Origin of the sequence: Bradyrhizobium vignae (genome assembly GCF_004114425.1) — a bacterium.
Classification (GTDB): Bacteria; Pseudomonadota; Alphaproteobacteria; order Rhizobiales; family Xanthobacteraceae; genus Bradyrhizobium; species Bradyrhizobium vignae.
The window spans coordinates 1-24,668 of the sequence record NZ_RDQF01000053.1 but is presented as its reverse complement, the minus strand read 5'-3'; the positions used below and the strand labels follow the sequence as shown (position 1 = coordinate 24,668).

At 59.2% G+C, this 24,668-nt stretch carries 13 protein-coding genes and 1 pseudogene; 7 read left to right on the top strand and 7 right to left on the bottom strand.

The genetic code is table 11. The features are described from left to right. Nucleotides 1-78: 78 nt before the first annotated feature. Nucleotides 79-1,587: an amidohydrolase family protein gene (locus tag EAV90_RS31055; RefSeq protein ID WP_129145621.1), complete on the bottom strand. Its 1,509-nt coding sequence runs from the start codon at nt 1,585-1,587 to the stop codon at nt 79-81. A 778-nt stretch (nt 1,588-2,365) separates the two neighbouring features. Here EAV90_RS31055 and EAV90_RS31050 point away from each other — a divergent pair. Beyond that, nucleotides 2,366-2,842, top strand: coding sequence for a YybH family protein (locus EAV90_RS31050; RefSeq protein WP_129145620.1), 477 nt, complete (start codon nt 2,366-2,368; stop codon nt 2,840-2,842). Nucleotides 2,843-3,447: 605 nt separating this feature from the next. Further along, on the top strand, nt 3,448-4,908 hold the full coding sequence (locus EAV90_RS31045; RefSeq protein ID WP_122405003.1) for a patatin-like phospholipase family protein: 1,461 nt from the start codon (nt 3,448-3,450) through the stop codon (nt 4,906-4,908). A 10-nt stretch (nt 4,909-4,918) separates the two neighbouring features. On the opposite strand, the gene EAV90_RS31040 is transcribed toward EAV90_RS31045, so the two are convergent. Next, nucleotides 4,919-8,293, bottom strand: a complete 3,375-nt coding sequence (locus EAV90_RS31040; RefSeq protein ID WP_129145619.1) for an AAA family ATPase — start codon at nt 8,291-8,293, stop codon at nt 4,919-4,921. 586 nt (nt 8,294-8,879) lie between these two features. Continuing rightward, complete coding sequence (ltrA, locus tag EAV90_RS31035) at nt 8,880-10,211, bottom strand: group II intron reverse transcriptase/maturase (RefSeq protein ID WP_164937182.1); 1,332 nt, start codon at nt 10,209-10,211, stop codon at nt 8,880-8,882. 992 nt (nt 10,212-11,203) lie between these two features. Here ltrA and EAV90_RS31025 point away from each other — a divergent pair. Together EAV90_RS31025 and EAV90_RS31020 are read left to right on the top strand one after the other, a co-directional pair. Then, the gene (locus EAV90_RS31025) at nt 11,204-12,052 is read left to right on the top strand and encodes a class I SAM-dependent methyltransferase (protein ID WP_129145618.1); all 849 of its coding nucleotides are present in this window, start codon (nt 11,204-11,206) and stop codon (nt 12,050-12,052) included. Between the two features lie 264 nt (nt 12,053-12,316). Continuing rightward, on the top strand, nt 12,317-15,385 hold the full coding sequence (locus tag EAV90_RS31020; protein WP_430644758.1) for a GAF domain-containing protein: 3,069 nt from the start codon (nt 12,317-12,319) through the stop codon (nt 15,383-15,385). Nucleotides 15,386-16,038: 653 nt separating this feature from the next. Here the strand turns inward: EAV90_RS31020 and EAV90_RS31015 are convergent. Beyond that, nucleotides 16,039-16,314, bottom strand: coding sequence for a hypothetical protein (locus EAV90_RS31015; protein WP_129145617.1), 276 nt, complete (start codon nt 16,312-16,314; stop codon nt 16,039-16,041). Then, the gene (locus EAV90_RS31010) at nt 16,311-16,688 is read right to left on the bottom strand and encodes an alpha/beta fold hydrolase (protein WP_129145616.1); all 378 of its coding nucleotides are present in this window, start codon (nt 16,686-16,688) and stop codon (nt 16,311-16,313) included. The genes EAV90_RS31015 and EAV90_RS31010 overlap by 4 nt, the downstream gene beginning before the upstream one ends. 1,084 nt (nt 16,689-17,772) lie before the next feature. Between EAV90_RS31010 and EAV90_RS31005 the strand changes: the two genes are divergently transcribed. From EAV90_RS31005 to EAV90_RS31000, 3 genes and pseudogenes are all read left to right on the top strand, one after another. Further along, entirely contained in the window at nt 17,773-18,093 is a 321-nt protein-coding gene (locus tag EAV90_RS31005; protein WP_129145615.1) for a hypothetical protein, read from the top strand. A gap of 600 nt (nt 18,094-18,693) precedes the next feature. Then, nucleotides 18,694-18,819: pseudogene (locus EAV90_RS41880) on the top strand (double zinc ribbon domain-containing protein); the annotation flags it as partial. Nucleotides 18,820-18,921: 102 nt separating this feature from the next. Continuing rightward, entirely contained in the window at nt 18,922-22,062 is a 3,141-nt protein-coding gene (locus tag EAV90_RS31000) for an ATP-binding protein (RefSeq protein ID WP_245509661.1), read from the top strand. Nucleotides 22,063-22,793: 731 nt separating this feature from the next. Here the strand turns inward: EAV90_RS31000 and EAV90_RS39785 are convergent. Together EAV90_RS39785 and EAV90_RS30985 are read right to left on the bottom strand one after the other, a co-directional pair. After that, nucleotides 22,794-23,108 (bottom strand): hypothetical protein, encoded by a 315-nt coding sequence (locus EAV90_RS39785; protein WP_164937181.1) that lies wholly within the window; start codon nt 23,106-23,108, stop codon nt 22,794-22,796. Between the two features lie 319 nt (nt 23,109-23,427). Continuing rightward, nucleotides 23,428-23,838 carry a phasin family protein gene (locus EAV90_RS30985; protein ID WP_129145613.1) on the bottom strand — a complete coding sequence of 137 codons (411 nt, stop codon included), beginning with the start codon at nt 23,836-23,838 and terminating at the stop codon, nt 23,428-23,430. Nucleotides 23,839-24,668: the final 830 nt, after the last annotated feature.

The following is a 24,668-nucleotide window of genomic DNA, read 5'->3' as shown; positions in this document are numbered from 1 at the left end:
GACCCTGAGCCGAAGTCGGATTTGCGGCAGCCGCGCGTCCATTGCCGGCCGAGCTCGTCCACGCTGTTGGCATCGTTCCTAGGCGGCGCGAACGTAGCCGTAGCGCAGGTTGGACGGTTGCTTCGAAGCTTGTGTGTACTCTTTCTTGAGCGCCGCGAGGCGGTCCTCGGAAAAAGCCGGCATCCTGGTGTTCTCGGCCGCCTTCAGCTTGATCTTGTAGAACCTGGTTGCGTTGCCCGCGAAGATCAGCTGCTTGGTAGCGCTGTTCGCGTCGCCAAGCGCCGCAAAGCCGTACTTCTTCTGCATATCCTCGGGGATTTCGAGCCGGCGCAGCGCCTCGATCTGCCACTGCGGTGAGCCGTACCAGACCGAGTCGGTGCCCCACATGACGTGGTCAACACCCATTCCCTTGATCAGCGTGCCGATCAGCGCGGCGCAGAACTTGGGATGCGCCACCGCCGAGTTGGCAAAGGACGTGCCGAGCTCGGCATAGACGTTGGCGACGCCGAGCTTCTGCGGGATTTCCGCGAGATCGGTGGCCCACTGGATACGGCCGGTCTGCTCGAACTCCGCCCACGCATGATCGGGTAGCTCGAGGAACGGCCGCAGCGCCGAGTGATAGATCACGAAGTTCATCTGCGGCCAATCCTTCGCGGCCTTTCCGATGTCCCACGCCGTTGCATATTGCCAGACGCCGGCGAACGACTTCTCGTAATCGGGCGGCAGCAGCCCCTTGTGGATGCACAGCGTGTTGATGCCGGCCTTCACTGCTTTCTCGTAGAACGGATACATCACCTGCTCATCGTCGAGCCGCCATGGGAACTTCGAGGGCGCCAGCGGATCGCCAATCGTGTAGGACTTCCAGGAATCCGGTTTGTAGACCTCGATTGCCTTGTCCACCTCGTCCATCCAGCCGGGTTGCTTGGGGGTGATGACGCTATGCGCCAGCAGGCGGCGCGAACCGGCGAAGTCGTTGATCAGTTCTCGCGCCTTGACGATCTGCTCATTGGACAGCAGCCACCAACTCGGGTCGTCGAAGGGCGCGCCACTCAGGAGCGCCATGTTGGTGTCGCTGTCGTAGTAGATCTCTTTCACATAGTTTTGGAATTTGTAGCGGGCAAGCGAAGAGACGCCTTCCTCCTTCATCTTCGGATTCCAGTGCTGGCTCGCAAAGTCCGCCAGCCCCAACAGCTCCTTGTGGTCGAAGTCGTCCCGCACGAAATGAGTCTGGACATCGAAGATGAATTGGCCTGCAAGGCTCTCCGCGCGGGCCAGCATCGGCTCGGGCTCGCGGGCTTCAGCGGGCGCGACCTGGAAAACATTGCCGTAGATGTCGTTCATGGCGAGGAACGCTGCCGCCATGCCGCAGCTCGTGTGCAAGAACTGCCTGCGGCTTAAGCCGAGGTGTCTGCCGTTGACCTCAGCGAGCTCGTTGATCCGTGCCTCGACTTTCTTTTGCGTATCGCTCTGCGGGGGCGGGAGATATTCGCCATTGGAGACAATCTGGGTCGGGATAGGCGTTGCCGCCGATGCTGCCTCCGCGCCCGCGACCAGACGCTGTTCTCGCTCACTAAGCCAGCTGCTCATTGTTCTCCTCCCGTTTGTTGGCCGTCGACCGTGCTAGGCGCGCATGAGGCGCGTGTGGCTACTCCCAATCAATTGGCAGGAGCGACTAGGCGTAGCTCTCCGGTTCAGCTACGCATGAAGCCATCACGCGCCCGAAACCCAGGCGACTCTCTGCATCGCTTGATCCTGCGAGAGCGGCAGGCATACCCGAGAAACCACTTGCAGTTGTGGTTATCCGCGCTGATTCAATGCTCAAACTTCTATTCGCGCAAGCGATGTGAATCGACAACCACGCTGTCCCAACGCCGCATCATTCCTTCATCTGATCGATCAGCCGAATTGAACGGCTCGTTGCTTAACTGGACTGCGTCGGCCGATCCAAACACCGCTGCAGCGGCTGCCATCTCGGCTGTCTGCCGGAGACCCTCATACGGCGGCTGCTTTAACTGCTGCTTTGACCCATACCAGCCTCGAGGCGCGAGGTCTTAACCAGTTGCTTAGCCGGCCAAGGCACAAGCCCTTCGGCCGTCAGAGAACCCGATCGACGCGAATGACCCAAGGCCGATCTTGCCGGACGACGATGTTTGTACGTGAGCAAATCACCAATCTATCGCCGATTAGGCACTCGACCTGCGACTCCTCGCGTGGCGTCGTCAGCTTGCGGAAATTCTCTCTCTCAGCAGCGCCTAGAGCTTCTCAGCGCCGGTAGGGAGGTAGGGAGCACTCCGCTGGAACCGCCTTACCTCGGGCGCCCGAAGTGATACCCTGAACGTATCGACATCAACGTGGAGGGACAACCATGCGCACAGCAGTCCGGGCCGCATATGTCATAGCGTTCCTTATGATGTTCTCCGCCGACGTCTTACCGACGTGGGCCGCCGGACCAGACGCGGAAGTGAAGGCACTCCATGCCGCCGATCAGGCGTGGCTGAAAGGCTTCACCGCCGCCGATGGCGATGTGATGGCGAAGTTGTACGACGAACACGCAGTTCTGATGCCACCCAATGCGCCGGCTGTCATAGGCCGCGACGCCATTCGCACCTCCCTGGCGAACATGGCGTCAGACGCAGCCAAAGCCGGCCTTGTGTTCAGCTTCAGCGACAAACAGGATGGTGGCGCAAACGGCAATCTGGGTTGGTCTTCGGGCTCCTATACAGTCAAGGATAAGGCAGGCAAGGTTGTCGAGACCGGCAAGTTGTTGTCGGTATCGAAAAAGGTCGGCGGCAAATGGCTGTATTGGCGAGACACCTGGAACGCTGACAGTCCACCAAAATAGTTGGGCCACATCGCGCTTCGAGATGAATGTACTTTGCTGCGGGACCAGATTGTCGCGCGGCGTTCCGGATTGTCTCTGGGGCGATCGATAGCTGAATGCGTCCCTTGCCTCTGCTTTGCTTCTTGGCGGTGTCCACGCCGAGCCTTCAGAGCTGTTCCCGTTTGAGACGGCTTGCGAGGTGCGAACGGACCAGGGTCGAGGATGGCGGCGACGCTACGCTCGTGGCCCTTCTCGACCGTTCGCGACATTTGCTCGAATGTCGGCTGAATCCTGACCGGTTCGGGACGAGCTCAATCGACGTGACCCACTGTCGACATCGGAGTGGGCTGCGCGACCGCTCAACGACTACGGATAGAACCGGTACATCATGGGGCGATGGGACTAAAAAGGGGTAAGCCAGCAGGCCCGCCGATCGTTCGGTAAGAACAAGATAGGAGTGATCTACACCGCTCTGCGTCAGGTCGGCTGCCGTATTCGATTTCCATCACAACCTGCCCGCTCACAGCATATACTTCACAATTGCTTGAAAACGAACTAATCTGCGGCCAGTTGCGGAATTTAGAACTTGATTGGAGCGTCGACAGTAATGCGTAGGGAGAATTCAAATGCCAACCAACGGAGAGCCGCGTAGAGCAATTACGCTCGGTGGAGGTGGGCCGGCAGCGGGGCTGCACATCGGGGTTCTGGAAGCCCTTGCCAATCAGCCCGACCTGCATTTCGACGTATGGTCTTTGTCTTGCATCGGTGCATGGGTCGGTATCGTCTACAACCAATCAGACAAACCCAATGCTAAAGGTAAGGTCGAAGAAACCTACGAATTCTTCCGAGATGGCGTATTTCGAGACGATGAGGGCTACAGGCGCTTCCCGATAAACACCGTGTTCGGGCCGGATTGGCGCAGCAACATAGACGCATTCAACAAATTCGTTACTGACCCCAAAAATTATAAGGACTTTCAATGGCAGCCCTACAGGATCTTCGATTACGTCCAGGAATCCCTGTCAATTGTAATGGATCAACTGCCGACCGGTGAAAGAAGATCTTTCAAGAGGTTGGACGAAGGAGATCTCAATCGATGGATACTCAACCAGGTGATGGCTCCTAATCCCTTCATCCGCTATCTGACATCCCTGATGTACCTGTCCAAGTTCAACGGACTCTCCAGAATAAACTACCCGGAGAGCGAGTTCATGAAGAAGATCAAATTCGACCGGCTGTCCCCATCCGGTCGCGACGACGCGGAGAAGAAACCCCTAATCTTTCACAACGCGTGGGATCTGGATCGTCACGAGCTCACGTTCTTCGCAAATCGTCCGATGCCGGTGCTGAACAAGACCGACGAAAGCATAAAGAAGAGATACGGCGGCCCTATCACCGCACAGTCCTTATGCGCGTGCTCGGCTCTTCCCTTCATCGAAGAAACCGTGGAGATCGATGGAACGACCTACTGCGAAGGGGCCTTGGTGGATACGGTCAATTTCGAGGGACTGCTCGATCTCCAGGTGAGAGGGCAAAAGCTCGATGAAATATGGATTAGCCGGATTGTCGATTCCAAACAAATCCGAAAGCCGGACAATCTTCACGATGCGCTGGCAAATCTCTGCCAATTGTTTGCAGCGTCGGTCGGCGAAGATGACGTGAAGCTGTTCAAATACCACGTCCGGTACGACAAACGGAAATGCGACGCATCGAAAGACAACACTGCGGAGGATCAGAATTACAAGAAAACAAGAGCTGAGGCTTCGAAGAATAATGCTGCGAAGACTAAGAATTCGAAGGCCAAAGATTCGCAAGTTCACAGTTCAAGCGACGTATGGAATGGCACGGTTGTCGAAATTCACGTCCCCGGGCACATCAACTTCAAATGGAATCACAGCAACCTGGACAATGGGCGAAAGCTGGGGCGAGAGTCTGCGGAACAAGCGATCAAGCAATATCGCCAAAACAAGGATACACCCCATCCTGGAGAACCGCTCTTCATCAACGAAAGACCCGAGCAAGATGCCGATTGGCGACGAATTCGCGATGACTATCAAAAGCTGAAGAAAGCGCTCGCCGAGAGTTAGCAGATCTGAACTATCGCGGTCTTGCACTTGTAGACCGCAGTTGATCGAGCAGAGCCCGTGCTTGCTTGAGGTCCTGCGTCTCAAAACCCTCGGTGAACCAGTCGTAGACGGGCGTGAGGACCTTGATCGCTTCTTCACGGTCGCCTTCCTCCACCCACACGGCGGCAAGATCCATTGCGGCTCTGAGTTCAAGAGCTTTGGCCCGTTGGGCACTTGCCGTCGTTAAGGCCTTTTGGAGCAACTCGGTTCCGGCATCTCTTGAACCGCGAAGCATCAAGGTACGCGCTTTTAATCGATACAGCTCGGCTTCAAATATCCGTTCGCTATTGCGAGTGGTTGTCGTCAGGCCCCGCTCGATAAGCGCCATCGCAGTCTCGTAATCCTGTCCAAGCAGCAAAGCCGGGCACAACAGCACATATAGCGCCGTGATTCCCAGTTGGTAACCCGCGCCACGATATTCGTCCATTGCAGCTCGGATCTCCTCGACGGCGCTGGAGGAGGGGTCAAGCATTGTCACGCATATGCCACGGACGGCCTGCGCCAGCCCGTGCCATTGGCGGAATCCATGCTCCTCCGACAAGCTGCGACAGCGGTCCGCATAGCGTTGCGCGCGCGACAATTCGCCGCGAAGAGCGTGGAGAACAGAAGCATAGTAGCAGGCATACGCTTGCGAGTGAGGATGATTGATGACGTCGGCGCGTTGAATGGCGGCATCCATGCGTGCGCTAGCTGCATCAAAGTGACCGAGCAGCCAGAGAACCCATGACATCAGCGCAAGGTCAGCTACTCCGGCATCCTGACCGGCTGCTCGGGCGGCCAATCTGTCATCCTCAGAGCTTGCCTCGAACTCCGCAACCGCGCGCTCGATAGCTTCACGGGCATCGGTGAGACGTCCCATGAAAAGGCGAATCATGGCCTGACCGCGGGTCGCATTGAGCAGCGCTGGCCGATCGCCGCGCGTCTCGGTGAGATGAAGCAGTGCCGCGATCGTTTCCTGGGCAACCGGCAACTCGCCGCGAATGACGCTCGCGGTAGTCAACCAGAACATAATCTGCAATTGTTCAGGGGGATCTCGGAGGCGCTCGCACAGCTCCCGCGCGCGAGCGAAGGTTGCCACCGCTTTGTTGGAAGCGGGCCCCTGGGTAGCGATCAGGCAGGGTCCCAGCGCGACTGCAAAATCAAGCTCCAACCTGTCCTTTCGTTCACCATCGGCCAAGTGGATAGTGGTCTCGATACCCCGCTCCAACTGAGCAATGGCCTCGAGGTTGGCGGAGCGCATGGCGGCTTTCCTGCCTGCCAGCAGCCAATATCCCGTCGCCTTTTCAAACAGTCCCGCCTCGGTTAGATGATGCGCGATTGTTTCCGGTTGAGCTTCCACGATTTCCAGGAAATGCCGCTCGAAGGCATCCGCAATCATGGCATGCAGCGCCGCGCGCCGGCTCTTCAGAAGTCCCGAATAGGCAGCATCTCGCACGAGCGCATGTTTAAAGGTGTAAACCGCCCGGGGTATCTCGCCTCGGCAAAATATCAGCTCTGATCGAACCAACTGACCAAGCGCCTCGTCAAGTCTCTCTCTGGGCAATCCAGCGACTATGCTCAGCAGTTCGTAGGAGAACTCGCGACCCACCACAGCGCCAATCTGAGCCACCTCCCTCACCGGGGCCAACCGATCGAGCCTTGCCATGAGAGACGCGTGTAATGTCGTCGGAATCGCCATCGGAGGCAGTGGCCGGCTGAGGACATAATGATCGTCTTGCTCGTGCAACAAGCCTGTTTCGAGCACCGTCTTGGTTAGTTCCTCGACGAAGAGGGGTATGCCGTCCGTACGAGCGAGGATCTGGTCCGTGACCTCTTTTGGGAGTGTCTTGCCGGCCGTAACGCGCTCGATCAGTGCTGCACCGTTGCGTCGGTTCAGGCGGGTGAGCGAAACCGTCGTCACATGCGCATGACCCGGCCAAGGGGGCATGAAGTCCGGCCTCGCGGTGATGAGCACCAGCGCCCGAAGCTGCGGTACTCGTTCCAGTGTAAGCGTCAAGAGCTCAAGCGACGTAGGATCGGCCCAATGAGCATCCTCAAAGGCAATGAAGACGGGCTGACGTGCCGCGAGTGTATTGAGCTGCATCAGAAGCGCCGCCAGTGTGATCTCCTTCCGCTTGTGTGGGTTCAGATCTGGCAGCTGATAGCGATCACCGGCAGGCACGGATAGGAGGTTTGCCAAAGGTGGTACTATCTGGTCTGCGGCAGCACCGGATTGCGCCAGCAAAGCCTGGAGCTTGACGAATTTCACATCTGGCGAGTCGGTTCGCTCGAAACGCGCGGCTCGTTCGAGTTGGCGTATGAACGGGTACAGCGCGCTGTTAGTGTGGTGCGCCGAGCAGAAGAGGCGCAGCGTGACGTGCGGTTCGGTTTCCTTGAGTCGTTCTTCGAGCGCTTGTGCGATGTGCGACTTTCCGATGCCCGGCTCTCCGGTGAGCACGACAGCGCTGCCCTCACCACGCGTGGCGTTGTGCCAGCGACGTAACAGCAGATCTATCTCCTCGTCACGCCCGATTGGGGGGGTCAATCGGGTCTGGTGCAGCGCCTGGAAACGGCTTTCCACCCCACTCGTTCCCAACACCTCCCAAGCCGGTAGCGGTTCTACCCATCCTTTGAGTATAGCCGGGCCGACATTGCGGTATTCGAATTGTCCCTCCGTGAGTCGACGCGTACTCTCACAGATCAGGACTGTGCCCGGCATTGCGAGCGCCTGCAGGCGTGCGGCCAAATTCGGCGTCTCACCAATTACCCCCTGTTCCTTGGCAGCGCCTTCGCCAATCAACTCGCCTACTACAACCATTCCGGTAGCGATGCCAACGCGAACCTGGAGCACCGCGCCGGCTTCTGTTTTCAGGTTAGCGACGGCATCTACCAACGCCAACCCGGCTCGGATCGCCTGCTCGGCATCATCCTCGTGTGCCTGGGGAAAGCCGAAATAGGCAAGAACGCCGTCCCCCATATACCGGGCGATGATCCCCTCAGATTTGGTTATAATCTCAGCGATGCAAGCGTGGTAGGCGCCGATTACCGCTCGCAGGTCCTCGGGATCAAGGCGGACCGAGAGTGCAGACGAGCCCACTAGATCGCAAAACATCACCGTGAGCTGACGGCGCTCGGCGCCCTCCCGCGGTACCTTCTTGCTCCCTGTCGGAGCTGCCGGAGGAACATCGCCCCGAAGTTCGGCAATCGCACGAAGCATCTTGCGCCGATGTCCCAGCAAGACGCCAAGGTCCTTCAGGTCCTGCTCTGTAAGATCGCCCAGGACCGAAAGATCAATAGCGTTCTCGGCGAAACGCCCCGCGTACTCACTCAAGCCTATCGATGCCAACCATTCCGCAATAGCTGTCATGGCGAACCTACGGCTTCTGTCGTGATAATAGCACGTTTGCTCGACATGCGAAGCGACTTATCAAGCCACGACGAGCGCAATTGCTCGTTCGGTGCCAAAACGCCGACGCATAGCCACGGTTCTAACCGAGCGATTTGCAGCTCTTCGCATGCCCTGATGAGCAAGCGTTCGGCTTATGACATTCTCGTCCATTTGCGCCAGCGTCGGTCGATGCCAACTTGCTTCTCACCTGAAGCATCGACCCATACGCTTGAGAGCTCGGAGCCGAGCTGGAATGTGTGTCCGATTCTGGAAGTAGACAGGACTAGACTTGCGCGGTTGGGATACTTCCGCTTGTGGCTCGATGGCGAAGTTCGGTTTGGCGCAGATATGGTCTGCTGATCGGGGCACACCGGAAGTGACACGGCGCCGTTCAAACCGGCTCTTTTGGTGGAGTCGAGATGTGGCGCGGTGGCTTTAGGCTGCACATATCTGTTGCCGCCCTTCGTCTGGCGGTGCCTTAGTGGTGTAGCCGTGACTCCGTTTCCACATCCCGCTCGTCGAACCGGACAGGCAGATCTTCCGCATCCGGCTCTCCGACAAGGCCTCACGCCTTCGCCCACGGCACGTCGCGCCCAAGTGCGGTGAGACGTACGAGCCCGAAGTGCCCGTAAAGGTGCGAGAGTGGATAGGTCCCGCCCTTGCGTCGCCTGACCTTGTGTTTGATGCGCAACCACCGGCGCAACCGCACAGCGGTGTAGTTGTCGATCGCCCGATACGCCTTGGTGACGGTGCCTACATTGAAGTAGTTCGCCCATCCGCGCAGCGTGCGGTTCAACTTCGCCACCAACTCTGTGGTGTCTTGCCACGTCCCCGTTCGGTCCGTCAGCGCATGGATTTGCTCAACCATACGCTTGATGCTTTTCTTCGATGGCCGGTACCCCAGGCGCGCCTGGCCGGTTCTCGCTGAGTACATCCGTCCGAACGAGTATCCCAGGAAGTCGAACTCCTCTTCCGGCACCTTGCAGATTCGTGTCTTGTCCTCGTTGACCGTCAGCTTCAGCTTGCCCATGATCTCGTGCAGTCGCGACAAGGCCTCTTCGGCTTTGCCCCGCCGGCATAGGATCACGAGATCGTCGGCATAGGTCACGATGCGAGTGCCGAGGCTTCGCTCGAGACCGAGCATCTTCCATCCCAGCACAAACCGGCGCATGTACAGGTTAGCCAGCAGTGGCGAGATGGGTGAACCTTGCGGGATGCCGCGCCGGTTGTCCCGGGCTTCGGTCGTGCGTGTCTTCCTTCCTTGATCGTCGGTTTCTTCCACAGGGCATTCCAGCCACATCTTGATCAGATGCAGCACGCGCCGATCCACGATCCGGCGCGCCACCGACTTGAGAAGTTCGGCATGCGGAATGCTCCCGAAGTAGTCCGCGAGGTCGGCGTCGACGACTTCCGGGTGACCACGGAACAGCAGCCCTTCCACCTCGACCACCGCCTGTTGAGCATTTCGCCTAGGACGGTACGCGTACTGTTCGGGTGGAAGGTCGGCTTCGAAGATCGGTTCCAGCACCAGCATCGCTGCCGTCATGCAGACCCGATCGCGCAAGGTTGAGATGCCCAATGGCCTGAGTTTGCCATTGGCCTTCGGGATGTACACTCTTCTGATAGGGTCCGGTCGATACGTCTCCTGCCTGAGCGCAAGCGCCAGTTCGCCAAGCCACCGCTGCACCCCATACGCTTCAATGTCCGCGAAGTCCTGACCATCCACCCCCGGTGCGCCCTTGTTGGAGCGGCATTGGGCATAGGCATGGGCCAAGATGTCTTCCCGGCTGATCTTGTCGTACAGGGCATAAAAGCGGTAGCCGGCTTCTGCCTTCGCTTTCGCGTGCAACGCCGTCTGCAGTTTCTGAACACTCTTCGGAGTTGATAGGTTGCCCAATCCCCAGGTCCCTCACTACGTCTTGCGTTCGTCTTGAACTGAGGTCCCTTCCCTCCCCCGGCGTTACCCGGCTTCAGCGGTATTACGAACCTCTCCGCATCCCCACGGCGCCCGGCCTGTCCCTCGCGGGCGTCCGGTTGATCATCCCTGACCACGTCGTAGGGCCTCCCGTGTTGCGTACGCTTTCCTTGTGTACATGCTGTCGCCACTACCCCGGCGCAGCGGCTGGGCGTACTACTTCGCTCAATCCCCCAGCCGTATCAGCCTTCCCCGAAAGGGTCGTCGGGTCGGCCTGCGCATCGTCCTTTTCGAGGCTTGCTCGGCGTTCACTCGCGTTACGGCCTGCACACTCGCGCTGTCACCAATTCGTGACACGCTAATCGAAGGCTTCAGCCACTTCGTTACCTCCATGACTGCTCCGATTGCTTCCGGCTGGAGCGTTTGCCGGGTGGGACTTGCACCCACTGGAAAGCGCCGCCTTTTCACGGCGCACACCCGAAGCGGTCGTTGCCCGGTGTTACTCCTGATTCCGGCACCAAGTGCACGCTTTCAGAGTACGCCCGGGACGTTCGCTGAATGGCCACCGCGCAGGCTACAGCCTCTACAGCGCTGGGTACTCGATGACAATGCCGTCTCCAGTCGTCTTGACGACACGGCCATGATGCTCGGCGATTTTGCCGAATGACCTTAAGCCGGCGAAGCGTTCCGCGCTCGTCTTGACCCATCGGTCGGCTATAGCCAACCACGTCCCCTACGAGGTGGCTGCGAGGCGGCGCTGCTGATTCTCCCCCACCCCGAGCGGTAAGAGCGAACACGCGCTAGACCATCGGGCGGTTGCATGAGCGGCACCAGCTTAGCACGGTAGGTTGCAGACCTCGTGGCCCCGGGCCGATATGATGCCGCTTGGGAGGTCGATGGGCGAGCCAACGTGAGTTTTTGCCGCCGGCATGCTACAAGGCGCGTTCCAGCACCAAACGACTGGCGAAATTGTCATGCGTGATGGACAACCAAGTCAAACCGCTCGGCGGGCAGCTGCTTACCGCGCCATTCACCAAACCTTGGAACGCGGGGCAGTTTTCAAGGATCAGTTTGCGCTGAGAATACTAGACCCGGAGACGGCGGCGTCCTTGAGCGAGATCGCAAGAGATGATTCCGTGCGCCCAATGCGCTTATTCATAGCCGCACGCAGCCGGTTCTCCGAAGACACAATAGCAAACTGCGTTGCACGTGGCGTACGTCAGGTCGTGGTACTGGGTGCTGGTCTCGACACATTCTCCTTGCGAAATCCCTATGCTGATTTAGGCCTTCGTGTTTTCGAGGTCGACTACCCTGCAACGCAGGTATGGAAACGCGATCGGATAAAGGCCGCGGGCCTGTCCGAGCCGCCGTCGCTTGTCTTCGCGCCCATCGATTTTGAACGAGAAAGTCTGGCAGAAGGTCTAACGAGAGTCGGTTTCATGGTGGACGAGCCAGCTTTTTTTCAATGGCTTGGCGTTGTACCATATCTGACAAAGCATGCGGTCTGGTGCACCTTGAAGTTCATATCCGAGCTACCACAAGCTGCTGTCGTTTTCGATTATGCCGAACCGTTTGAGAATTATCCTGCTGAGCGCCGCGCCAGCATTGTGGCAACTGCAGAAAGGGCGGCCGCGCGAGGTGAGCCTTGGCTCAGCCTGTTCGAGCCGATCGAGTTGCACCACTTGCTGCACGGCGTGGGGTTTAACGTAGTGGAAGATCTCGGTGCCAGCGAAATAGCCCAGCACTATTACGGAGTCCTAAGGCGAGGCATCGCGCTCGGACCTGGTGCCCATATCGTGCGGGCACGTCAACGGGTTAACTGAAACGTGGTCGGCTTCTGGCCCACCAGCGACGTAACGCCTCGTCTGACGGAGGCTCGCTCATTGCCACTTGGCGGCCTAGATTTGCTCATCTTGAGTTCTTCGCAATTTGACACTGAGCGGACTTGGAACGTGGTGGCCCGGAACTGAAGGGTACTCGATCGTTTGTTCCAGTATCTGCAACGATATCGCTGGCCGGCTTAGCTTGACCGCGGAGTAATTGGGTTTTTAGATAATTTAGCGCGGCGCCGGCGGGCGCTGGGCGATATGGATTTATCGATGACCAGGCTGTCTCAAGACGCCGATCTTGCGCGCAGGATCGCCGAGCTAGAACAGAAGAACCAGTCGAGCGCGGTCGAGATCGAACACCTGCAGCGCGAGCTTGCAAAATCGCGGGACTGCCAAAGAGCCAGCGCAGATATCCTGGCAATGATTGCGAGCACCTCCGGTGACGCCGACTCAGCTCTGGAACAGATAGCGGAGACTACCGTTCGGCTGATCGGGGCCTCCAGCGTCTGGATCCAGCTTGCCGAGAACGGCGAATGCGGCAAGGCCTTCCGGTACGGCGCGAGCGACGAGCTCCTCCGCGCGGGCTTGCCGCCGAGCGCTGTCAACGCGGGCGACCGCAACATGCCCGGCGCGGTGGTCGGTCGAAACCGGCAAATCCACGTGCCGGATCTCGACGATCTCAATCCCGATCTAGCCGAGTTTCCCGGCCTGCCGCACGCCAAGGCCGCCGGCACCCGGACCATGTGCGGCACGCCGCTGCGTATCCAGGGCAAAGCGATCGGCGCTCTGATCGTCTGTCGCGACCGGCTCGATCCGTTCTCCGATGATGAGCTCGTGCTGCTGCAGGGCTTTGCCGGCCAGGCAGCGATGGCGCTCGAGAATGCGCGCCTGTTCAACGAGACCAGGGAAACGCTGGAGCGGCAGACCGCCACTGCCGACATCCTGAAGGTGATTGCCTCCTCGCCGTCCGACGTACAGCCGGTGTTCGACGCCATCGCGAGCAGCGCCAAGCAGCTGATCGGCGGCTTTTCGACGGCGGTTTTCCGCTTCGTCGACGACATTGCGCACCTTGCGGCCTTCACGCCGACTAGCTCGGCCGCCGACAAGGTGCTGAAGGCCGGATTTCCGACTCCTGTCGCCCGCTTCGAGCCGTTCAGGCTCGCACAGGCCGGCAAACCGGTTCAGATTGGCGATGTCGAGACGCTTCCAGACTCCCAGATCAAGCAGATCGCTCGGGCACGTGGCTTCCGCAGCATGCTGCTCGCGCCGCTGATGAGCAATAATGTGCCGATCGGCCTAATCAGCGTGACGCGGCTCGAAGCGGGATCGTTCATAGATCACCACGTGCAGTTGCTGCAAACCTTCGCCGACCAGGCAGTGATCGCTATCGAGAACGCGCGTCTGTTCCAGCAGGTTCGATTCAGGACGCATGAGTTAAGCGAGGCCTTGCAGCGGCAGACCGCGACCGCCGATGTACTCAAGGTGATCAGTCGCTCGGCGTTCGATCTGCGGACCGTGCTGGATGCCCTGCTTTCGTCAGCCTGTCGGCTGTGCGACGCCGAGATTGGAACGATCCGTTACGAGCACGAGGGAAATTACCGGCTCGCCGCCGCCTATGGCTGCAAACCCGAGTGGATCGAGCATTTCCAGACCTACACGACGAAGGCAGACCGCGGCTCGATTTTCGGCCGAACTATTCTTGATGGCCGTCCCGTTCACGTCCCGGATTTACTCGCTGATCCCGACTTCAATCGCCCGCAAGCACAAAGGCTCATCGGCATGCGGGCCGCGCTTGGTGTGCCGCTCGTCCGGGAGGGGCACGCCTTCGGTGTCATCAACCTGTTTCGCTTCGCCGCCGGGTCTTTCGAGGACAAGCAGATCGAACTGGTAGCGACGTTCGCCGATCAAGCGGTGATCGCGATCGAGAACGTCAAATTATTTGAACAAGTGCAGGCGAAGACGCGCGACCTCTCCGAGGCGCTAACCTATCAGACCGGAAGTGCCAACATTCTCAAGGTGATCGCCTCGTCGCCGACCGATGTTGAGCCCGTCTTGCGCACCATCGTCGAGAGCGCCGGCGAGCTCTGTGATGCCTATGATTCGGTGGTAGTTCTGAAGGAGGACCAGGATCTCGTCGTTCGCGCGCATCACGGACCGATCGGAATGGGAACTCAGACGTGGACCGACGACCGCACCTCCGTGTCGGGTCTCGCAATTGCCGAGCGGGTGCCGATACACTTGCATGACGTCCTCTCGGACGAAGGCGTCAACTTTCCTATTGCGCAGGCGATGTCACGACAGGATGGTTGCCGGACCCTTCTCGCCGTGCCGATGCTAAGCGAAGGTGGCAGCATTGGTGCGATCGTACTTCGCCGCACCCAGGTGCAGCCCTTCAGTGACAAGCAGGTCACGCTCCTGCAGACCTTCGCCGATCAGGCGGTGATCGCGCTTGGCAACGTCCGCTTGTTCGAGGAGGTTCAAGCTCGCACCCGGGAACTAGCCAAATCCCTCGATGAATTGCGCGCCGCCCAAGACCGCCTGGTGCAGACCGAGAAGCTCGCATCCCTCGGCCAGCTCACTGCCGGCATCGCGCACGAGATCAAGAACCCACTCAATTTCATCAACAATTTCTCTTCTCTGTCCGCCGAATTGATCGGCGAGCTCAACGAGCTGCTCGGAAAGGCGGAACTCGATGAGAAGATCCGCGCAGACGTAGACGAGCTTGCCCGCATGCTGAAGGGCAACCTCGACAAGGTCGTCCAGCACGGCAAACGCGCCGATTCCATCGTCAAGAACATGTTGCTGCATTCCCGCGAGGGGGCCGGCGAACGTCGCCCGACCGACATCAATGCAATTGTCGAGGAAAGCCTCAACCTAGCCTATCACGGCGCCCGCGCGGAGAAATCCGATTTTAGCATCACACTTAAACGCGACCTCGACCCGAACGCCGGAACAGCGGAGCTTTATCCGCAGCAGATCAGGCGGGTGCTCCTCAACCTGATCTCCAATGGCATCTATGCGGCTCACAAGCGTAAGGAAGCTGCCGACGCTGATTTCGAGCCGACATTGAGCGCCACCACGAGAGCTCTGGCAAACGAAGTAGAGATTAGGATCCGCGACAATGGCGTCGGGATTCCGGAGGAGGCCAAAGCGAAGATCTTCAGCCCTTTCTTTACGACCAAGCCCCCCGGCGAAGGCACCGGGCTGGGGCTTTCGATGAGCCACGACATCATCGTCAAACAACACGGCGGCAGGATCGCCTTCGTAACGGAGCCGGGAGCATGTACTGAGTTCACGATCACCCTGCCGCGGATGATGGCAGTATAAGGCAATCGAGTTGAGCGTTTACATTCTCGTCGCCGACGAGGAGCCCAACCCGAGATGTCGTCTATTGGGCCCGCAGCTGACCTTGTCGCCTAACCCGCGGCCCGTCAGCTTTTGGATCCATCGGCATCCCGTTGGGATGAGCCGTTCCCCTTGGTTGCGTTATGGAGTTTCCTAAATCAGTGCTCGCCCAGCGTTCCGGTTACCGTGATCGGCTCGTCTGGCTCAAGCCGTCTCCGCACGAGCCGGACAGCGCCGATGTAGGGATAGCGCCAACACCACGAGCGTCTTTGACGCGGGCGGTCGGCTTATGCCGCAGACAATAATGACGACGCACACGCAAGCAAAGAAGCGAGACCCAAATGCCTGCCAAAGCAGATGACCAATGCTGCGTCTACTACATCAGTAACGCAAGCTGCACCGGACGGTTACATCGGCATCAACTCCATCAGGCGCGAATAAGAACGCATGGCTGAGTGCGGGGCAGGCGAACAAAAAAGCCCCGACAGGAACCCCATCATGGTCTTTGGGGGCAATTTTTTGGCGAAGCTCGTATTCAAAAAATGCAAGGCTTTTATTTGCACACCCGGCCCGGTTCGTCCTGCCCGGCTGCTCCTGTTGTTATCCCGTTCTCAGTCGCCACAGCACCAGCTTGGTCAATTGCCGTAAAAATCACAGGACACGCACATATGACCAGCTTTATCAAAGTTCTTCTTAGCATCGTAGCCTGAGTCGCGCAGATTCCGCCTATAAAGCGCCGAAGCAGACTGCTCGCCAAGACTACCGCCTGCTGGAACACCAACAGCCGCCATGCTTGATCCAACACGGTGCATTTTATGGAATGATGATGAACCATGACGCTGATTATGACCAGCATCAGCTGATACGACACCCACAGCTAATATAGCTGCAATAAGAAGTGCGGTCTTCATGATACACCTCCTGTAAGGCAACGTAGTTGTTGCAAAAGCAAGGAGCGCGCGTGCTCGATCTCGAGCCAGCGGTCTCCAATACGATGTAAGATGAGCGGTCGGAGCGCGGATTGCAGACACGGGCCGCCGCCCTCGGATGCGCCAAACAGAACCGCGCGCTCTGAACCGACTTTCTCCAGACTCGTCTGCACGTCGTGCATGCGTTGCTCAAGGGTGAAGATCTGCGATACTCGGTCTGACGTTCCGGTGCGGCGCGTGTCGAAAAGGATAAGGCGGACGAACGATGCCAGGCGACGGAAGAACGCGCTGCGTTCCGCCACGTGCCAGCTCGCCTCAACGTGCGAGACGAAACCCGGGACGAATACCAAATCCAACGGTCTATTTCCAAGGACCTGATAGGCGAGGTGAACGTCACCGCTCTTGACGCAATGAGTTGCCGGTGCGGCCATAAGACACCTGATCCGGACTTGCCCCGTTCGTCAGAGCCGAAGATACTCCTCGCGGGCAACCGTGCCAACCTGGCGCGACAGCATCCGCAGTTGACCCGAATGAGACATCCTAGAGGGCAGCACAAACGTCCGCTTCCAAGGGAAAGCCAGATATCGCGCGCGCTACCAATGCACTGGCATTAGAAAGGCGCCCATGCGTACGTGCGATTTGCCTCGTTCAAGCCAGGGTGCGAGCAAAGTCGGAAAACGTGCGGGTGAAATATCCTCAAGGAGGGCGGTCGCGCCTAGAGGCCGTGTCGTAAGACCTGCCAAAGCGCAGACACAAAATTCCGGCGCGGTCGGGGTGACGTATCGTCCTGGCGACCCGGCGCGATCAACGTTACATCGCCGTCCAATTTGGTCAGCCGGTCCACCATGCCTTCCAGACGCGATGGTAGTGGCGTGAGATCGTCGGCAAGGATCCCGCGAAGCTGCTGACCGATCTCGTCGCAGATTGCCCGGCGATGCTCCGACTCGTGATCCGGAGATGAACTAGGGGTACGCGTTGGAAGGCTGTCCGCCATAGCTGCGACTGTTCTGGATGTACACAGCTTCCCTGCGGCGTTAAACGCGTAAGACGGTTCGTTGCTCCTGCAAGGCTGTTCTTTTTGTTCGTGGTCCTCCCGGCGGTCCCGCCAAGCGCAGTCGCATTTCGATGGACCGCGCGTCCCGTGCTATCATGTTCTCCCGCGTGCGCTTCCTGCGAGTACAAACCGCCGCTCTAAGTCTGAAATGGTTAGCCGCATCACGGCAGCTAAGAGCAGGCGCTCCATACGATTCGCGTCACGGATCGCGACGATCGCCACGGATATGGTCGCAAGCAAGATCATCAAGATCCCGCAAGCGGCAAATTGTTTGGTGATCAAGGAACTCAAAATGCGTTAGCATGCCTAACGCTATTGGAACTGAAACATTCCTGACTTCGATAGGTTTTGAGGGCTTCGGAGCTTCGCAATATGCGAGGCACGCTATGACCCTTTACGCCAGCGAAGCAATTCTCACTGCCGCGATCATCGGCCTCATGCCCCTGATCGGCAATCATGAACCTGCCTGCGAGGGAACTAATTTTGAGCGAACACAATTGTCTTGTCATCAGCGATGGAGTATCATCGCCATGAGGATCGAATATCTCTCCGCGATTGTGATAGCTGTTCTTGCCGCTGGGACCGGGCTGGCCGTCAATTCTCTCGGCTCGCTGCCTACCGAACTGCAATCCACGCCGGTCGCACCGCAAGTTGCGGACCGATTAGCTCTGTCAATGGATCCGTTTCTGATGCGGTCTGGTGGCTAACAGATTGGGGTGAGGCGGCGCCCCATAACCCGCGCCCGGCACGCTCAGTCTTGTGCCCGCGCTTTGAGCGCTCTTCGATGCGCGATTGGCAAGACGTGCAGTAGCGGCCTCAGCGCGACAACCCGATCTGCAATGCAGCTAGTAGTAAGTCATTCCGCGCTGCAGTTGGATTTTTGCTTGCACTCGGTTGCTGACGCGCGAGAGGACCTTTCATCGACTCGGCAGGCAGTAGTTAGTGGACTGCCTACAGGTGCAGGCATTTGCTGATCATCACCAATTTCGCGCTTGGCTCGCGACAGGCTATGTTCAGCTTTCTTGGATTGAAAATAGGCTTGAGCTGCAGAGTGTTAGCCACTTCATAACTCTTGTCGAGCCTGCCGGCTTAAGCTTCTAGAGACAACCGCTCGGGAGGCAACGATGACACCCGGCTGGCTCATTTTCCTGCGACTATCGCCTGTATCTACGTCCTGATCATCGTGAGTTTGATCATTCTTGGCGCTTGGCAGGCAGCTGACGAAGAATCTTCAAAGAGCGCACTCTGAAGAGTCGCTCCCAGACCGACGTGAAGTCATGTAGGTCAGCAATTCGATCGGGTGCGGCATGGATTGTCCGAGTTGCGGCAGAGTCAACCCAGAGGGAAAGAAGGTCTGCGGCGATTGCGGCGCGCCGCTAGTCTTTCGGTGCCCTGCCTGCGGGGCCGACAATCCGACAGGCAAGAACTTCTGTGGCGACTGCGGTGCCGCGCTCACGCCGACAGTACCGCCGCGAGTAACAGCAGGGGCGGGCGCATCGACGTCCATCGTAGCACGGGTCACGGAACGCTCGAGCTTGTCACCCGCACCAAGTTCTTCCGCCGAGCGTCGCCAGCTCACAGTGATGTTTTGCGACCTCGTCGACTCGACGGCACTTGCGACAATGCTCGATCCGGAAGATCTACGAGACATAATCGCCGAGTATCGTGATAGCGTAGCGGCGGTCGTCCGCAAATACGGTGGCACCATCAGCCGCTACATCGGCGATGGCATGCTCATTCTGTTCGGCCATCCTTCAGCGCATGAGGACGATGCCGAACGCGCGGTGCGCGCTTCGCTTGAGATCGCCGCGCCCAAGAACGCGCCGGGCGCCCCGCCCGGCTTCGAGCTTCGGGTTCGCCTTGGGCTCGCGACTGGTCTCGTCATCGTGGGCGACCTTATCGGCAGCGAAGCTGCGGAGGCACAGGCGGTCCTTGGCGAGACGCCGAACCTTGCCGCTCGACTGCAAGCGCTCGCCGAGCCCGATGGGGTGGTAATCGCTGAGGACACGCGGCGGCTCATCGGCGGGCTCTTTGACTACGAGAATCTCGGCGCGGTGACGCTGAAGGGCTTCGCCACGCCGGTGCAGGCCTGGCGGGTGCTGCATGAGGGAACAGCGGAAAGCCGCTTCGAGGCGTTGCATCCTGCGGTCCTCGCCCCGCTGGTTGGGCGCGAGGAAGAACTTGCGCGGCTGGAGCGAAGCTGGCGCCGTGCGCGAGTGGGTACCGGTCAAGTAACACTGCTCGTTGGCGAGGCGGGGATCGGCAAGTCGCGCCTCGTTGCGGCTCTCCAGGAGCGTATCGAGCGCGAGCCGCACACCTACTTGCGCTATTTCTGCTCGCCACGTCATCAGGAAAGTGCGCTCTATCCCTTCACCGCACAACTCCAGCGAGCGGCTGGTTTTGATCGTGAGGACACACCAAGGGCGAAGCTCGATAAACTCCGAGTGCTACTATCCCCGGCACTGCCCTCCGACGAGGACGTGGCGATCCTGGCCGAGTTGCTGTCGATCCCGGACGGTGATCTGTATCTGCCGGTTACCGGTACGCCGCAACAAAAGAAGGAGAGAAGCTTCGCCGCTCTCGTTCGCCAGCTTGAAACTCTCGCACAAAGACATCCAATTATGGTTGTGTTCGAGGACATGCAATGGATCGATCCGAGCTCGCGCGAGCTGCTGGACCAAACGGTCGATCGAGTAGCAAGCCTACCGGTTTTGGTCCTGATCACCTGTCGCCCCGAGTTCCAGTCGGTATGGACCGGAAAGCCGCACGTCAGCTTGCTCGTGCTGAACCGGCTGGACCAGAGCGCGGGCGCCGCACTGATCCGGAGCGTGGCCGGCACCCGGACGCTGCCGAGCGAAATCGTCAATGAAATTGCTGAACGAACGGATGGCGTGCCGCTGTTCGTCGAGGAGTTGACCAAAGCGGTGCTCGAAACGAACCCTGAGGGGTTCGCGCGAGCCATCTCCTTCGCGCCCCTGCCCGGACTTGCTGTGCCGGCCACGTTGCATGCTTCGTTGATGGCGCGGCTCGATCGAATCGGTCCGATAGCTAAGGAGTTGGCCCAAGTCGGCGCGGCCATTGGCCGCGAGTTCTCCTACGATCTGCTTGCTGCGATCGTACAGCGGTGCGACAACGAGCTGCAAGCGGCGATCGACCGGCTGATCAACGCCGGGCTCATTTTCGGGCGAGGCGAACCGCCCGACGCCAATTTCTTGTTCAAACACGCACTGGTCCAAGACGCGGCATACGGCACACTGTTGCGCAGCCAACGCCGCGAGCTGCACGCGCGGATCGCTAGCACGCTCGAGGAGAGGCTCGCTCGGGGCATCCAAGAGGAACCGGAGATCCTCGCTCACCATTGCGGGCATGCGGGTTTGATCGAAAAGGCGGTTTCCTATTGGCAGCAGGCTGGTGAGCGTTCGAAAGCTCGATCGGCAATGACAGAAGCAATCGTACAGATGCGAAGGGCGCTCGATCTGCTATCCCATCTACCAGATACCCCGGGGCGACAGCGCACCGAAACTCACCTTCAACTCGCGCTCGGCGGCGCGCTGATCGCCGCAAAGGGCCATGCGGCCGAAGAGACTGGCAGGGCCTACGCCCGGGCGCGTTGCCTCTGCGAGTCACTGAACGACACGCCGAACCTGCTGAAGGCGCTCTGGGGCGCGTTCGTGCATTATCACGTGCGTGGTGAAACTGAGCGATCGCATCGCATCGCCGAGGATCTGCTCGATTTGGCCGGACGACAAAACGACGCGGCCATTCTTGTCGCCGGTCATCGGGCAGTCGGCGATAGCTGGCTTCATCGCGGGCAATTGGCCTTGGCGCGTTCCCATCTTGAGCGGGGGCTCGCCCTCTACGATCCGGAGCAGCAGCGCTTTCTGACGGCTCTGTTCGCGGAAAACGCCCGCGTAGCGATGCTTTCGTTCCTGTCGCTGACGTGTGGCCTACTTGGCTTCGCCGACCAGGCGCGCGTGCAGAGCAGGGATGCCTTGACGGAGGCGCGGCATTCATCTCACCCGATCAGCCTCGCATTCGCGCTGAGCGTTGCCTGCCGGTTGCATTTCGTGCTCGATGATGCGGCTATGGTTGGGCGACGGGCGGAGGAGCTAGTAGCGCTTACCACCGAGCAGCGCTTTGCTTTTTTTCTCGCGATGGGGACGGCCTATCGCGGCTGGACGCTGGCCGAAGCCGGCGACGCCGAAGCCGGGGTGAACTTACTGCGGCACGGTATCGAGGGATTCCAGGCATCCGGCGCAGCATGGACTCTTCCGTTCTACCTCGCGCAGCTCGCGGCAGCCGAGGCAAAGGCAGCACGATTTGAATCCGGGCTCGGTCAACTCTCCGACGCCTTGGCACTCACCGAGAAATTGGGGGTGCGATGGTTCGAGGCCGAGCTGCACCGGCGACGAGGCGAGTTGATGCTGATGGCTCGGCCGGGTGCCGAGGTCGAGGCGGAGACTGAGTTTCGACGCGCCATCGCGATTGCTCGCCAGCAGGAGGCGAAACTCTGGGAACTTCGCTCTGCCGTCAGTCTCGCTCGGCTCTGGTGTGATCAAGGCAAGTGTGATGAAGCACGCGGTCTTCTCGCGCCGGTCTACGGTTGGTTCAACGAAGGCTTCGACGTTCGCGACTTGAAGGAAAGCAAGGCACTGCTGGAATATCTCTGGGCGTAGACACTTTCTGAAGGCAAAGCGAAGGGGCCTCGCCTAGCCCGTCAGGCCGATTCTACCTGTCCTTTGAGTGGACGCAGCCAGGCGAGAAACCCCGAGCCAAACAGACCGTTGTCAGTGCCCGTCTTCGGACAGGCACTCAGGGCAAGTTTCGCCGATGCCGTCGAGGACCTCCGCTACTGCCAGGGCAGCCGCTTCTGGCGAGACACCGGCCGGAGAATGTTTCCGAGCAATTTCGAAAGCGAGCTGACGAGCATGTGGATCTGTGCGGTCCTGCATCCAACCGCTCCTCGCACTCGCGGATGGCACCAGCTTCCAACAATACCGATCGCGCCCAGCGTTCAATCGTCCGGTAAGCGGGGCCTCGTTCTCGGACCACCAACATCTCGCAAACTCCACGGACGCGAAAGGAATCGCCATCCAAGCCTGTCGTTCTGGCGCTTAGCACAGAGCAGGGATTCGCAAATGTGCAGGGTAGAACTTGTCCACCTGTTCCGGGCGAGGTCACTCCCCTGAGAGAGGGCCAGGAAGTTGTCCGCTACTGGCCCCGAATGCGAAGTCGAGACGGTCTCTGAAATTGTCTGATGATCGGGGTAGATCGGAAGTGGCTCGCTCGCGACCGGAACGACGCGAATGACCCTTCTGCGACCTCGGGTGATGTCTGCATTTCCCCCGCTGTTGAAGCTTGCGGGGTCCTAGACCTGCATCGGCGCTGCCCAGCTCGCGCGCTCCTTTCAAAGCATTCCAATCAAAATAAAGAGCCCAACCTCGGCCAGGAAGGTGACGCTCATGATGGCGACCGTACAGAACACGTCGCTCGCCGATAGAGGGTTCATGAATGTCTCGCACCTTGTGTCCCGGCCGAAATCCATGAGCCGGTCATGCAGCTTGCGTCTGAAGACCGCCGGGACCGAGACAAGGTCAACAAAGCCGTTCGCCGTTGGGGTAATTTCGGGAGCCGCCGCTATGACGGCGCGATCCGGATGCCCGGCTCGTCGACCCAGGCTTCCCGCGCAAACCACGCGTGATCGGTGCGGCAGATCGGACAACGGGTTCGCGAGAAAAACACCGCGCGGCGTCCAAAGCTCTCGCGATCAGTCTGGATACCGGTGGGAATCGCGTGTCCAGTTTGCGGACATTTGACCATAACCATTCCCATGTTGCCCTCCCTTGCGATTTGTCTTTGTTGTATTTTGCAGAAAAGCACCGGCCGGTTGGAATACGCCTCTTGTCGGTGCGGGGTTGGGGGGCGTCGCGCACCTTGTTGATCGAGCATGGGGCGGTGGGGCGTGCCCGCTCAGCTCGGCTTGCTCAAACCGGCCGGGTCCCTCCTCAAACGAATCTGGATGTGAAATTGAGCGCGCTTTTTTAGCCGCCGCCTTGGTGGAGAACCCTGGTGAAATGCTTCCTGATCGGCTCACCCGTTTCCGTCGCGAGCTTCTGGGCAAGCGCCCACAATTCCTTGTTCTGGTCGGAGGCGGTGTCGAACGCCTTGCGCGCTTGCGCCGCCGATAAGGTATAGACGTCGGTCGCTGACTTGCTGCCGAACAGATGGACGAAGAAATCGAGCGCAGAAGCGACATTGGCGTTTGAGATTTCGAACACCTTGAGCCCGTAGTCGGTCGTGCATCTCGCATTGCTCGAATAGGTCTCGCGCAGCGCCTCCGTCATCTCTTCCGATGCGGCCTTGATCTTCTCGCAACCTTCCCGTGCGCGGGCGAGGCCTCGCTCGGTAAGCTCGCGCCCCACGCCAGGGAAGGCGACCTTCGAGAAATCCAACCATGGCATCCCGAAAACATTCGTTCCGTTCGGCGTCAGTTTCATTTCGCTTTCACTCACGCAACATTCCCTTTCTCAAGCGAAAGCATTCCTCGCGACGCTCGCTTGCGTCACGAGAGCTCACGCTCTGTGTTCGATCAGATTTTGGATGAGCCGTGATTTAGCCCCGACCCAATACAACTTTGTTAAAGAGAAGCGGGAATGTCGGTTCGGTTTGCGACTCTCGCCCGAACTTTTTTTGAGATTGTCAACACAACGAAGGTATATGTCGGGAGTGCTGTGCATAACAGGGATATCCCAAGGATTTGGGAAGTTCTTGCTCAGCGTAAGCATTGCAAATGACGCTGGCGCTAGCTGCGTCGGGATGCGCTACGTCCGAGCAAGAATGGACATCATCACGCAACATGCCGTTGAGGGCAGTCCGGACTTCGCATCAGCGATCCTTTGACCGCTGCAGACGCGGTGGTCGATGTCAGCTTCTGGCCCCGTGGCTGACCTCAGCCCACAGCGCGGGAATGTCCGCTTCATGGAGGTGACCCGACCAAGGTCATTCTGGCTACCGAGGGCAGTCTTGGTGACGTTTAGCGGACATTTAGACGGATTCCGCACGATAGATCGGGACCAGGGCGCACACGAGCCCAGTTCACCCGCTTGCCATAGGCGATGGCTACGGGGACGGCGGCAATCAAGCTGCTCCTGCAATTAGAGCATGTTGTTTTTGGCTGGAATCGGGATTCCCACCGGGAGCGATTTCTGATTCAACATCCATGCTGGAGGGCGGAGGCCGGCATGGATGACGCGACCCTATTCGGAAGACATCCGGGAACGGG

Bases quoted from the DNA above. Each gene is read 5' to 3' on its own strand.
- EAV90_RS31045 (WP_122405003.1), top strand. From the start codon at position 3,448: ATGCCAACCAACGGAGAGCCGCGTAGAGCAATTACGCTCGGTGGAGGT.
- EAV90_RS31050 (WP_129145620.1), top strand. From the start codon at position 2,366: ATGCGCACAGCAGTCCGGGCCGCATATGTCATAGCGTTCCTTATGATG.
- EAV90_RS31005 (WP_129145615.1), top strand. From the start codon at position 17,773: ATGACCCTTTACGCCAGCGAAGCAATTCTCACTGCCGCGATCATCGGC.
- EAV90_RS31020 (WP_430644758.1), top strand. From the start codon at position 12,317: ATGGATTTATCGATGACCAGGCTGTCTCAAGACGCCGATCTTGCGCGC.
- EAV90_RS31025 (WP_129145618.1), top strand. From the start codon at position 11,204: ATGCGTGATGGACAACCAAGTCAAACCGCTCGGCGGGCAGCTGCTTAC.
- EAV90_RS31040 (WP_129145619.1), bottom strand. From the start codon at position 8,293: ATGACAGCTATTGCGGAATGGTTGGCATCGATAGGCTTGAGTGAGTAC.
- EAV90_RS31055 (WP_129145621.1), bottom strand. From the start codon at position 1,587: ATGAGCAGCTGGCTTAGTGAGCGAGAACAGCGTCTGGTCGCGGGCGCG.
- EAV90_RS31015 (WP_129145617.1), bottom strand. From the start codon at position 16,314: ATGAAGACCGCACTTCTTATTGCAGCTATATTAGCTGTGGGTGTCGTA.